Below are 13,094 nucleotides of genomic sequence, written 5' to 3'. Positions count from 1 at the left end.
TTAAAAATGGAAAATTAACCAATCTTTTAGGTTTTTTAAAGATTCTATCCTTTTTTTTATTCACTAATTTTTAACCCTATAAATTCAAGCTAAAATCCGAATTAACAGAAATTCGTCTTATAACCCTTATTTTAAAATATTCGTTTTAAAACCCGAATTATTTGGAGTTTTCAATTTGAAAAGCTATTTTTACTAAAAATTGAATACATGACAAGTGTAATTACTGGTGATATTATAAACTCTAGAGGTGTTTCTGCTGAAACATGGCTTCCTGTACTGAAAGAATCCTTCAATACTATCGGGAAAACACCAAAAACATGGGAGCTTTTTCGCGGAGATAGTTTTCAAATTGAAATTGAAAATATTGCTGAAGCTCTTCTTTTTATTTTTAAGCTAAAATCTACTATTAAAAAAATAAAAGATTTAGACATTCGTTTAGCTATTGGTATTGGTAATAAAAGCTTTGATACAGAAAAAATTACCGAAGCCAACGGTGAAGCTTTTATAAATTCTGGGTATGCTTTTGATTATTTACTTAAAAAGCAAAATTTAGCTTTGAAAACTCCTTGGGAAGATATTAACGACGAGTTTGAAGTTTCTATAAGCTTAAGTTTGTTAATAATGGACAATTGGACAACCAACTCAGCTGCTTTTGTGAATATGTCTCTACAAAACCCTGAATGTACTCAAAAAGTTATTGCAAAAAAGCTAGCTATTTCAGAAAGTAGCGCCAGTGAACGAAGAAAACGTTCGGGTTTTGATGAAATTATGAAACTAGAAAAACGTTATAGAAAACTTATGAATCAGAAACTAACTAACCTATGATACTCTTCTTAAAACTACTCGTTGCTCATTTATTAGGTGATTTTGTGCTTCAACCTAAAAACTGGGTAAAAAACAAAGAGAAAAAGAAAATAAAATCTATTAAACTCTATGCTCACATAGGTGTTCATGCTATTTTATTACTATTATTATTACAATTCAATTCTACATACTGGAGTGTTTTTTTACTTGTAATTATTTCTCATTATTTAATTGATCTTGGGAAACTATATTTTCAAAAGAAAAAGAACAAACGTCTATTTTTCTTTTTAGACCAAGCTTTACATATATTCATTTTAGGACTTGCTACCTACATTTATTCTCCTTTTAAAATTAATATCGATACTATTTTAACTAAGCAAAGCTTATTACTTTTTGCTTGTTTAATTTTTGTTACTTATACTTCGTCTATTATCATAAATACATTAATTTCTAAATGGAATCCAGAAAAAGGTAATAAATCAACAGAACAATCGTTAGCCAATGCAGGTAAGTATATTGGTTTTTTAGAACGTATATTAATTTTTGTTTTTATTGCAATTAACCAATGGGCAGGTGTTGGTTTTTTACTCGCGGCAAAATCTATATTTAGATTTGGAGATTTAACAGCATCAAAAGACAGAAAACTTACTGAATATGTACTGATTGGAACTTTACTAAGTTTTGGATTGGCAATTTTAACAGGACTCGTATATTCGCATTATGGAAGATAAAATTATTGAAGGGCTTGCTTATGCCCTACCAGCATTAGTAACTGGCGGTGTAGCTTACTTAATTTTAGGCCGCTTTATTGAACAAGACAATAAAGAAAAAACATTCAATGCTTTAGTTGAAAAAAAGCGTGAAAGTTTACCCACAAAGCTACAAGCTTATGAGCGTATGTTATTGTTTTGTGAGCGTATCAACCCATCAAAATTACTGTTAAGAGTAAATCCTATAGGAGATGATACTGATAACTACCTCCAACTTTTAATTGGTAATATAGAACAAGAGTTTGAACATAATTTAGTGCAGCAATTATATATTTCTGATGATAGTTGGAAGGCTGTTACTGCCGCTAAATTAGCTATTATTGCGAAGCTTCGTTCTACAGCAGAAGACTCTGAAACAGCTAAAGATTTACGAGAAAATGTGTTGATTGATTATTCTCAACAAGAAAGTCCAGCAAACACAGCTATTTCCTTTTTAAAACAAGAAGTCAAAAAACTGATATAAAAAAAGCCTCAATATTGAGGCTTTTTTAATGTTTGTTATTTTTTATTTTTCAACAGGCAATTCTAATCTACTAGCCCACTCTGTCCAAGAACCGTCATATACACTATAGTTAGTTTTTCCTGCCTCTTCTGCTCCTAAAGCTAAAATACATGCCGTAATTCCTGAACCACAAGAAAAAATCATTTCTTCTTTATTTGGATTCATATCTGAAAATATTTTCTGAAGCTCTTCTTTCGATTTCATCTTACCATTTAATTGCAATTCTGCATAAGGTAAGCTTTTAGAATTTGGAATATGACCTCCTCTTAAATCTTTTCTTGGTTCTGGCTCTGTAGCATAAAACCTTCCTTTTGAACGAGCGTCTAATATAACTTTATTATCAAGAGAAGCTTTTAATACTTCCTCTGTAACACTTATTTTACCCTTATTAAGATTAGCTTTGAAATTCCCTGTTAAGAATTTTCTTTCTTTTTTAGACTCAACTGTATAACCAGCGTCTTTCCAAGCAGGTAAACCTCCGTTTAAAACTGCGACATTTTCAAAACCAAACACTTTAAACAACCACCAAACCCTAGGAGATGAGTATACTCCTAAATCATCATAAACAACAATACAGCTATCATTGTTTATTCCTAATTTTTGAACTTCAGTTTCAAAATATTTTTCTGACGGAATTGTGTTAGGATATTCTGCTTCAACATCTAAAAAGACACTCTTTAAATCAAAGAAAACAGCATCTTTAATCTGCTGTTTTTCTTTTTTATCATCTGTTTTGACTCCTACTTTCTGAATAGTTGCATCTAGAACTATTAAGTTATCTGCACTTAAATTATCGTGCAACCAATCAACAGAAACTATAGGTGATTTTACTGTAAGCATACAAGTTTATTTTACTTCATCATAATGTTCATCCCATTCATGTGGGTGTGGTTTTCCTAACTTGCCTACAGACTTCGCTACTAAAGTTGATACTGTAGCATCACCCGTTACATTGATAACTGTTCTACACATATCTAAAGGTCTATCAACTGCAAAAATTAATGCCAAACCTATGGCTAATTTATCTGCTGGAAAACCAACTGATTCTAATACGATTACTAACATTACCATTCCTGCTCCTGGCACAGCTGCTGAACCTATTGAGGCTAATAAAGCCGTTAAAATAATTGTGAGTTGATCAACAAATGTTAAATCGAAACCTAAAGCTTGTGATATAAATACTGCTGCTACTGCTTGATATAAACTAGTACCGTCCATATTAATAGTAGCTCCTACTGGCAATACAAAACTTGATACTTCTTTATCTACTCCAATATGTTCTTCTACTCGTTCCATCGTAACTGGTAATGTTGCTGCACTAGAACTTGTTGAAAACGCTAATAATTGTGCTGGGCTTATTTGTTTTAAAAACCATAATGGATTCTTTTTGGTAAATACACTTATTAAAACCATATAAAGTGCTACCATTAATAATAAACCTCCAATAACTGTCGCTCCATATTTTAATAATGCCAACAATAAATCAGGATCATTAGAAGTAACCACAACATTTGCTAATAATGCAAATACCGCAAAAGGTGCTGTTAACATGATTAAATCAACCATTTTTAACACAACTTCATTTAACGAATCAAAAAAGTTTTTTAATGGTGTAGCCTTTTTTTCTCCTATTAATAACATTGATATTCCTAAAATAATAGTAAAGAAAATTACTTGTAACATTGCTTTATTATTACTCATTGCTTGTATAGCATTATCTGGAACCATATCTTCCAAAAACTTAAGTGGACCACTTTCTTTTTGTTTACTCGCTTCTACTATTTTAGCTTGTACCCCTTCACTGTTTGCGTAATCTGCTGTTAATTTAGCTATTGTATCTTCTGAAATTCCATCTCCAGGCTGTACAACATTTACCAATACTAACCCTACTGTTATTGCTATTACCGTAGTACCTATATAAATTAATATGGTACGTATACCAATGTTTTTAAATTTTGAAATATCTTTTAAATCAGAAATTCCTTTTACTAGAGAAGCAATAATTAACGGTACTGCTATTAGTTTTAATAATTTTACGAAAATTGTTCCAAAAGGCTTTATCCAGTCCGATACAAATGATGCTCCATTGTCTGTAAAGGTCATCACTAACCCAAATAAGACACCTAAAATCATTCCTATTAAAATTTGCCAGTGTAGTGCAAGTCTCTTCATATAATCTATAAATCTATTATTTTTTAACTGGCCGTAAGGTATAAAGAAATATTTAAAAAAAGTGACCTTCAGTTCGTATCTTGTGTCCAATTATTATAAACTGAGTACTAATTTTATTAAAATAACAAAATGACGGGAATTTTAGATTTATTAAATAGCGATATAGGAAAAACAATTATATCTGGTGTTGCCGGGTCAACTGGGCAAGACACTAATAAAACTAGTAGTGTACTAACAATGGCATTACCTGTTTTAATGAAAGCAATGCAACGAAATGCTGCCACTCCTCAAGGTGCTGAAAGTTTAAAGAACGCATTAAATAAGCATGATGGTGGAATCTTAGATAATTTAGGTGATTTATTTAATGGTGGTGTAAATTCTGATGTTTTACAAGACGGTGGTAAAATTTTAGGTCATGTTTTAGGAAATAAACAGCAAGGAGTTGAACAAGTTATTGGTCAAAAAGCAGGAATGGATACTGGTGCTGTTGCTGATATTTTGAAAACTGCTGCTCCTATTTTAATGGGGTTACTTGGTAAGCAATCTCGTCAAGAAAATGTAAATAATTCAAGTGATTTAAGTGGACTTCTAGGTGGTTTACTAGGCGGTAACTCTACTCAAAAAGAACAAAGCTTCTTAGAACAGATACTTGATGCTGATGGAGATGGTAGTATTGTTGATGATGTAGCTGGAATGATTTTAGGTAACGCTGGTAATAATCAACAAAAATCAGGAGGACTTTTAGGTGGACTTTTAGGTGGTGTGTTTGGAAAAAAATAATTTTATTTTGCTATAATTTATAATGAACGGGGAAACATTTGTTTCCCCCTTTTCTTTTGGTTATTTTTGCAGCATATTAGTACTTATGGAAAAACTTAAACATCGTTGGGGTATAAAAAGCAATTGGGCTTTAACTGCTATTTTTATAGTTTTTGCTATAAATGGATCATTTGCAGCTTGGGTTGCTAAACCTATTACAAATTTGCTAGGGTTATCTCCTGAAACCTTAAATCCTTGGTTATATTATCCTTTAAGAATTCTACTAGTTTTTCCTATTTACCAAACAACATTACCCTTAATTGGTTGGTTATTTGGACAATTTAAGTTTTTTTGGGAATTTGAAAAGAAGTTTTTAAGTAGGTTAGGACTAGGATTTATTTTTAAGGGGTAAAAATTCTTTTTATACTACTTATAAAAATATACAAACTACTTACCTCCTCCCATTAAAGAATATTTTTTTAGTTTACTCTTTTAATTATCTCATTTATATTGATTGGTATTGGTAAATGTACACCTTCTAATAGAAAGCGTTTATGCACAGCTTCTTTTAAAGCACATTTAGTTTTAAATTCTTGAAACGGTTCGTTTAACCATACATAAGCACGCATATGAATATGGTCTGGATATATATCAATAACACGAACATCTACTTGATGCACATCACTAATCACCTGGTCTGGTGTACGATAATCAATAACAGTTGGTAACTTAACAGCTTCTTCTTGTATAATTTTTCTTGCTAAATCAATATCTGCTTTTAATCCTATTTTAAAATTGTTAAAACTTAATACATGAGAGTCTTCTATGGTATGATTTAAAATAGAATCTGTACTAATTACCGAATTGGGTATAATTAACCGCTTATTCTCAAAGTTATTTATTACAGTATGTCTCAACGTTATGTCTTCAACAATACCAACTCTAGTTTCATCCAGTTTAATATAGTCTCCCACTCTAAAGGGGCGGAATATAACTATGAAAGCTCCTGCTATTAAGTTAGATAGTGCTGCTTGTGCAGCAAAACCTATAATAGCGGCTAAAATACCAGCTCCAGAAAAAATTAAAGTCGCTTTACTTCTAAAAGCAGGCACCGCCATAATTACATAAATGACACTTAAAAGTCCAATTACAAACGATACTGAATTACGTAAAAATTGAATACTTGTTCTACCAAAACGATCTTCTTTCTTGCTTTTAATAAGTTGCCAAATAATCGCTCTTACCAACCTAGAAATACCCCAAGACACTAAGAATACGACTATAATATACCCTAATGCTCCAAAAAAGGTATCTAGGTTAAAACGATATGGTAAAAACTTATCCATTAAAATAATGCTGTTTGACTTTCGTCGTCTTTATCTTTTTTCTTCTTTTGAAGTGCTCTTTCTAATGCTTTTTTTGCTTTATCTTCTTTAGACTCTACAAACGTTTTATCTTTAGGCGTAGTATCTTCTACATTCAAAGGTAACGCTTCTTCTTTAATTTCTTCTTCATCAGTTACCTCAATATCCTCTACTTTTTCCCCTTCTGGTTCTTCGTAAGGTAATGACTCTAATAAGTTTACTGTTCTTATTTTATCTGTTGTTAATTGATTTCCTTGAGCTTTAATTCCTTTAATTGCTATAAAGTCTTCAAAGTTCACTTCTATTTTTTCTAGGCTCCTTTTTGAGAAAATTACCTCTGCCATAGGACGATAATCTGTAGCTATAATTTCTAACTTCGATTTTTCATCTTCTGATATAAAAAGTTCTTCTTTATCTGGTGTTTCAACTAAGAATCGTTTTACAAAATAACGTTCTTTAACCCCGTCAAAATAAATTGCTGAAATTGGCTTATTAGGCTTCCATTTTTCTAACACAATCATATCATTTTCAAAATGCATCGCTAAATCTGGTGATACTGCTTTGATTTTTCCTGATTGAGTTGCTATTAATATTTTATCTTCTGCTTTAAACTCACCTAACAACTCTCCTCTCCCATCAACATTTAAACGTTGTACTGTATCGTCAAACCAAATTTTTCTAGGTTTTAACGTTGAAACTCCTGCTTCTTTAAACTCTACTTTTTTAATTGAGTACTTGGTTACTAAGTTTCCTCTAACACTACGTCCTTTTATGGCTAAATCTGCAAAATCAATATCCCATTTTAACTTTTTCACACTTCCTACTGCTCTAAGTAAAATAGTTACTACCTCAGCTTCTCCATTAGAGTTAGCTGTAAAGTATAATACTTTTGATTTTGAATCTCCGTTGGCTAAGTTGTACTCTTTATCACGAGTAACTGATGTAACGTTAAAACGCTTCATATATGAAGGTCCTTTCGCTCCATCACGATATATCATGTTGTAAACTGTACGTTTATCTTTTTTCTTGAATATTGCAACATGAATAATTCCTTTTCCTACAAAGGTTTTAGAATCTACTTTCGTCACTACCATTGAACCATCTTCTCTAAACACTATAACATCATCAATATCCGCACAATCGGTAACGTACTCGTCTTTTCGTAGCGATGTTCCTATAAATCCTTCTTCTCTATTTACATAAAGTTTTGAATTACGCATAACTACTTTGGTAGCTACAATATCATCAAAAATTCGGATTTCTGTTTTACGCTCTTTTCCTTTTCCGTATTTTGCTTTTAACTCTTTAAAATAGTCTATTGCAAAATCAATTAAATTATCTAAATGATGTTTAACCTCAGCTATTTTCTCTTCTAAACTTTCAATAAATTGTTTTGCTTTGTCAATATCGAATTTAGAGATTTTCTTAATTCTTATTTCTGTTAAACGAACAATATCTTCTTCGGTTACTTCTCTTTTTAAATGCTTAGTATGCGGTTTTAACCCTAGATCAATTGCTTCAATTACTCCTTCCCAAGTTTCTACTTCTTCAATATCACGGTAAATTCTATTCTCAATAAAAATACGTTCTAAAGAAGCAAAATGCCATTGTTCTTCTAATTCATGTAATTGAATTTCTAATTCACGTTTAAGTAACTCTACTGTAAAGTCTGTTGATTTTTTTAGAACTTCTGTTACTCCAATAAACACAGGCTTATTATCCTCAATAATACAACACAGTGGAGAAATTGAATTTTCACAACTGGTAAAAGCGTATAAGGCATCAATTGTTTTATCTGGCGATACATTAGCTGGCAGGTGCACTAAAATTTCAACATTAGCCGCTGTATTATCTTCAATACGTTTGATCTTAATTTTACCTTTGTCGTTCGCTTTTAAAATGCTATCAATTAATGATGATGTGGTAGTGCCAAAAGGTACTTCAGTAATTACTAACGTTTTTTTATCAAGTGCCGATATTTTTGCGCGCACTCTTACCTTTCCTCCTCTTTTACCATCGTTATAATTGGTAACATCTGCTATTCCACCTGTTAAAAAGTCGGGTACAATCGTAAAACTTCTTCCTTTCAAGTATTTTACAGAGGCATCTATTAACTCGTTAAAGTTGTGCGGTAATATTTTAGTTGATAATCCTACTGCAATACCTTCAGCTCCTTGAGCTAATAGTAACGGAAACTTTACAGGTAAGTTTACAGGTTCTTTTTTACGTCCGTCATACGAGGCTTGCCATTCAGTAGTTTTGGCATTGAAAACAACATCTAACGCAAATTTAGACAAACGTGCTTCAATATAACGAGAAGCCGCTGCACGGTCTCCTGTTAAAATGTTACCCCAGTTACCTTGCATATCGATTAGCAACTCCTTTTGCCCCATTTGTACCATGGCATCGGCAATTGATGCATCTCCGTGAGGGTGATACTGCATTGTGTGACCTACAATGTTTGCTACTTTATTATAGCGTCCATCATCTAAGTCTTTCATTGAATGCATAATACGACGTTGCACGGGTTTAAACCCATCTTCCATTGATGGCACTGCACGTTCTAAAATTACATATGAAGCATAGTCTAAAAACCATTCTTTGTACATACCTGTTACCTTGGTAATGGTTTCTGTACTTTCAACAGGTTTATTTAGTTCTTCGTCATGTTCGTACTTATTGTTTTCTTCACTCATGTATGAATGTTTAAACGTTTATGTTTAGGGGTAATTTTATCTCTTCTTAATTAGTAAAAAAATAGCGATACAAACTAAGGCTGCTGCTATCATATTAACATAAGACGACTTATTTGCTTCCCAGTTTAAATTGCTAAAGTCAACGTTAAATGTATTGACAACAAAAATTGAAAATGCTATTAATAAATATATTCTAGCTCTTCTATTTCTATCCATTATTTTTCTTGTACTTTAATTACTACAAGCTAATTTATTTATCTGATGTTTTTATTCTTTGTCGTTTTAATAGATAAACCCAATATTAAAGCCATAATTAACATTAATAATGTTTCTATGTATGAATTTTGACTTGATGATCTACCAAAATAAATCATTAAAGCACACGCAATAATCATTATCAATGATACTATTATAATTACTTTCTTTAATTCTTTCATATTAATTTTCTTCTACTAAATCTAACTCAACCTTTAAGTTGTTAATAATAAACTTTTGTCTGTCTGGAGTATTTTTACCCATATAGAATTCTAACATTTGTTCTATCGACATTTCTTTGTCTAACATTACTGGGTCTAAACGAATATCATCTCCTATAAAATGGACAAATTCGTTAGGAGAAATCTCCCCTAACCCCTTAAATCGAGTTATTTCTGGTTTTCCTCTTAGTTTGTTTATCGCATCTTGCTTTTCTTCTTCTGAATAACAATAAATGGTTTCTTTTTTGTTTCGGACTCTAAATAACGGTGTTTCTAAAATATACAAATGTCCTTCTTTAATTACTTCTGGAAAGAATTGTAAGAAAAAGGTTATTAATAACAAGCGAATGTGCATACCATCAACATCGGCATCGGTAGCAATTACAATATTGTTATAACGTAAGTCTTCCAGTCCGTCTTCTATATTTAAGGCTGCTTGTAATAGGTTAAATTCCTCATTCTCGTACACTATCTTTTTAGACAATCCATACGAGTTTAGTGGTTTTCCTTTTAAACTGAATACCGCTTGTGTGTTTACATTACGCGATTTGGTAATCGAACCACTTGCCGAATCTCCCTCCGTAATAAACAAGGTAGTATCTAAATATCCATCTTTTTTAGTGTCTCCAAAATGAATACGGCAATCACGTAGTTTCTTGTTGTGTAAACTTGCTTTTTTGGCGCGTTCACGAGCTAATTTTCGTATTCCTGATAGTTCTTTACGTTCTTTTTCTGCCTGTAATATCTTCTTTTGAAGTTTGTCGGCTACTTCCGTATTCTTATGTAAGTAATTATCTAACTGTGTTTTTATAAAATCATTAATATACGTTCTAACGGTTGGTAAGTCTCCTCCCATTTCTGTAGAACCTAATTTTGTTTTTGTTTGACTTTCAAAAACTGGTTCCATTACCTTAATAGAAATAGCACCGATAATTGATTTACGTACATCAGAAGCATCAAAATTCTTTCCAAAAAACTCTCGAACTGTTTTTACTACTGCTTCTCTAAATGCGTTTAAGTGCGTTCCTCCTTGTGTAGTATTTTGTCCGTTTACAAACGAATGGTATTCTTCTGAATATTGTGTTCTACTGTGTGTAATTGCTACTTCAATATCACTGCCTCGTAAATGAATTATAGGATACAACATATCTTCTTTATTGTTGTTGTCTTCCAATAAATCTTTTAACCCGTTTTCTGAATAAAACTTTTCTCCGTTAAAAACAATGGTTAACCCTGGGTTTAGGTACACATAGTTTTTTAATAGTTTAGAAATATATTCAGGACGATACTTGTAATTTTTAAAGATGGTTTCATCAGCTATAAAGGTTACTTTAGTACCTCTACGGCGTGATGTTTCATCTAATAATTCTTGATTGGTTAAGTTTCCTTTCTCAAACTCTGCTGAAGCTGATTTACCGTCACGGTTAGACTCTACCCTAAAATAGGTTGATAACGCATTTACTGCTTTCGTACCAACTCCATTTAATCCAACTGATTTTTTAAAGGCTTTGGAGTCGTACTTTCCTCCTGTGTTCATCTTCGAAACCACGTCCACTACTTTTCCTAGCGGAATACCACGTCCATAATCTCGCACAATTACTTTATTCCCTTGTACAGAAACTTCTATGGTTTTACCTCCTCCCATGACAAATTCGTCAATAGAGTTATCTAAAACCTCTTTAACCAAAATGTAAATTCCGTCGTCTGGAGATGATCCGTCTCCCAGTTTACCAATATACATCCCTGGTCGCATACGGATATGTTCCTTCCAATCGAGCGAGCGTATATTGTCTTCGGTATATTGTGTTTCTTGCGTCATAAAAAATTGTGTGAATTGAAGTCTGTGCTAAAATAGTATTTCGCCAGAAAAAATAAAAAACTCTGTTAATATAGTTATTAACAGAGTTTGTTTTTATTTCTTTTTTAATGCTTTCTTCTCCCATTTACAGAGCATTCTCCCATATCTCCTCACTTTTTTCTCTGTGCTTTCTTTTATCGTTGTTTTACATTGAGATAATCCTCTACAATTTTTTTTAAAGTGATACTTTGTGCTTGCTACACTACTACAGATATACACTTTTTTGTCTTCTACTTTTTGAAATGCCACTAACACACCTACTGATAGTAGCATTATTATGACTTTTTTCATTTGTTGTTTAGTTTGGTTGTTTTCTATATTGCCAAGGTGTAGTTACATTGGGTAATGATCACATACCTATTTTAAGTTGTTTTGCTTTGTTTTCTAACAGGTCATATTCTTTACTTTTTGAATATTTTTTAAAGTGCATTGCCAACCCTTTTTTAACTAGGCTCTTATTAATGTTTTGATGGTTGTCAAAATATATTTCGGCGATTAAACGATTCCAATGCCACTTCCCTTTGTTCACTACTTTAACTGTTTTTCCAAATATTTTGTTGGACACGAATTGTTTTGCTTTGGTACTGTATGGCTGCCCTTTTTCTGGACAATCAATATGTTCTAGCCTTATATGTATTGGTTTGTTTTGATATAACACCTTTACGGTATCTCCGTCTACTACCCCAATTACTCTTGCACTAAATTCTTTTGGTACTTTTGCTCCTGTTAATGTTATTAATAAAAATAATAGTATTGTTTTTAGGTACATAGTTTACTTGGTAAGAATAAAATCGTTGATAACGTCATTTATATGAATAGGTAGATCGGCTCTTTTTATTTGAAACTTCTTTACATTCATTTCTGTTAACCATTTTTTCCAATACTCTTTTATTACATCTTCTTCATAGGGATTTTTTTTGTTCGGATTTACTCCCAAAACTAATACTTCTACATTTTGTAAATTTTGATTTAATGGTAAAAAGCCATAATCTTTTGTTTGGAGTTTTTCTTTCCAATTACCTTTATTTAGTTTAAAACTTCTTATTGTTTTTGGTACTAAGTACGATGTTCTGTTTTGTTCTCTTGTAAGGTTATCTTTATGGTACACATACCCATCTGTTAAAACCACTACCACATTCTTATATCCTTCTTCCACACAATAATCTTGGATCTTATTTTTAAAGAAACCTCTTATGTCTGACCCAACATATTTATCATCTGTAATAGCCGTTTCATAAATATTATTACATATCTCTATATACTTCTTTGCGGTTTTTAGAATTTCTTCTTTGGTTGCATTAGTTTTATCAAACTGTGTTTTGAGTGTTGCTATTTTCTGATTTAATTCACTATCTGATGGTGCTGGTTCAACAAACAGTTGTATTTTATCATTAATTTTATTTGTTCTCTTCCCTCTAATATGATTTTCATAAGTCTTTGCTACGGATTCAATATAACCTAAATCTCTTTGATAAAACTCCATTGAAGGTTCTGGATACTTCTTTGGATTTATTCTATCTGATAAATCTAATACTATACTAATATTTAAATTTTCTTTGCTCTTTTTTTTACTTGTACTACTTATTTCTTTTGATACTTCTGCTACTCGGTCTTTTTCTTTTTTATTTGAACAAGAGTATGTAAGTATAATACATAGAGTTACTATTATAAGTTTATATGCTTTCATTTTTCG

13 protein-coding genes are annotated in these 13,094 nt (G+C 31.6%); 5 read left to right on the top strand and 8 right to left on the bottom strand.

Going from position 1 to position 13,094, the window contains the following annotated elements; all coding sequences use genetic code 11:
• Positions 1 to 207 precede the first annotated feature (207 nt).
• Genes ACXIHB_RS01270 through ACXIHB_RS01260 form a run of 3 tightly spaced genes read left to right on the top strand, consistent with a single transcriptional unit; the run spans position 208 to position 2,037 of the window.
• Positions 208 to 825: a SatD family protein gene (locus ACXIHB_RS01270; RefSeq protein ID WP_462098699.1), complete on the top strand. Its 618-nt coding sequence runs from the start codon at positions 208 to 210 to the stop codon at positions 823 to 825.
• Entirely contained in the window at positions 822 to 1,535 is a 714-nt protein-coding gene (locus ACXIHB_RS01265; RefSeq protein WP_462098698.1) for a DUF3307 domain-containing protein, read from the top strand. The genes ACXIHB_RS01270 and ACXIHB_RS01265 overlap by 4 nt, the downstream gene beginning before the upstream one ends.
• A complete protein-coding gene (locus ACXIHB_RS01260) occupies positions 1,525 to 2,037 on the top strand; it encodes a DUF7935 family protein (RefSeq protein WP_274641002.1) in 513 nt (170 codons plus the stop codon). Before ACXIHB_RS01265 ends, ACXIHB_RS01260 begins: the two co-directional genes overlap by 11 nt.
• A gap of 42 nt (positions 2,038 to 2,079) precedes the next feature.
• Here ACXIHB_RS01260 and ACXIHB_RS01255 read toward each other — a convergent pair whose 3' ends face one another.
• Positions 2,080 to 2,916: a sulfurtransferase gene (locus ACXIHB_RS01255; RefSeq protein ID WP_462098697.1), complete on the bottom strand. Its 837-nt coding sequence runs from the start codon at positions 2,914 to 2,916 to the stop codon at positions 2,080 to 2,082.
• A gap of 6 nt (positions 2,917 to 2,922) precedes the next feature.
• A complete protein-coding gene (locus ACXIHB_RS01250) occupies positions 2,923 to 4,248 on the bottom strand; it encodes a dicarboxylate/amino acid:cation symporter (protein WP_462098696.1) in 1,326 nt (441 codons plus the stop codon).
• A gap of 129 nt (positions 4,249 to 4,377) precedes the next feature.
• On the opposite strand from ACXIHB_RS01250, the gene ACXIHB_RS01245 reads away from it, so the two are divergent.
• Positions 4,378 to 5,028: a DUF937 domain-containing protein gene (locus tag ACXIHB_RS01245; protein ID WP_047789046.1), complete on the top strand. Its 651-nt coding sequence runs from the start codon at positions 4,378 to 4,380 to the stop codon at positions 5,026 to 5,028.
• Positions 5,029 to 5,113: 85 nt separating this feature from the next.
• Positions 5,114 to 5,419, top strand: coding sequence for a DUF6787 family protein (locus ACXIHB_RS01240; RefSeq protein ID WP_073183678.1), 306 nt, complete (start codon positions 5,114 to 5,116; stop codon positions 5,417 to 5,419).
• 67 nt (positions 5,420 to 5,486) lie between these two features.
• Here ACXIHB_RS01240 and ACXIHB_RS01235 read toward each other — a convergent pair whose 3' ends face one another.
• The 6 genes from ACXIHB_RS01235 to ACXIHB_RS01210 form a co-directional block, all read right to left on the bottom strand.
• Positions 5,487 to 6,353: a mechanosensitive ion channel family protein gene (locus tag ACXIHB_RS01235; protein WP_073183681.1), complete on the bottom strand. Its 867-nt coding sequence runs from the start codon at positions 6,351 to 6,353 to the stop codon at positions 5,487 to 5,489.
• Positions 6,353 to 9,067 (bottom strand): DNA gyrase/topoisomerase IV subunit A, encoded by a 2,715-nt coding sequence (locus tag ACXIHB_RS01230; protein ID WP_047789049.1) that lies wholly within the window; start codon positions 9,065 to 9,067, stop codon positions 6,353 to 6,355. Before ACXIHB_RS01230 ends, ACXIHB_RS01235 begins: the two co-directional genes overlap by 1 nt.
• A gap of 438 nt (positions 9,068 to 9,505) precedes the next feature.
• A complete protein-coding gene (locus ACXIHB_RS01225; RefSeq protein WP_047789051.1) occupies positions 9,506 to 11,362 on the bottom strand; it encodes a DNA topoisomerase IV subunit B in 1,857 nt (618 codons plus the stop codon).
• A gap of 93 nt (positions 11,363 to 11,455) precedes the next feature.
• Positions 11,456 to 11,692, bottom strand: coding sequence for a hypothetical protein (locus tag ACXIHB_RS01220; protein ID WP_159615764.1), 237 nt, complete (start codon positions 11,690 to 11,692; stop codon positions 11,456 to 11,458).
• A gap of 58 nt (positions 11,693 to 11,750) precedes the next feature.
• Positions 11,751 to 12,170: a thermonuclease family protein gene (locus tag ACXIHB_RS01215; protein ID WP_462098695.1), complete on the bottom strand. Its 420-nt coding sequence runs from the start codon at positions 12,168 to 12,170 to the stop codon at positions 11,751 to 11,753.
• A gap of 3 nt (positions 12,171 to 12,173) precedes the next feature.
• Entirely contained in the window at positions 12,174 to 13,088 is a 915-nt protein-coding gene (locus ACXIHB_RS01210; protein ID WP_462098694.1) for a hypothetical protein, read from the bottom strand.
• Positions 13,089 to 13,094: the final 6 nt, after the last annotated feature.

This window comes from Tenacibaculum sp. IMCC1, assembly GCF_054906355.1.
Note: the sequence above shows the minus strand (reverse complement) of the source record. Positions and strands in the feature narration are given on the sequence as shown.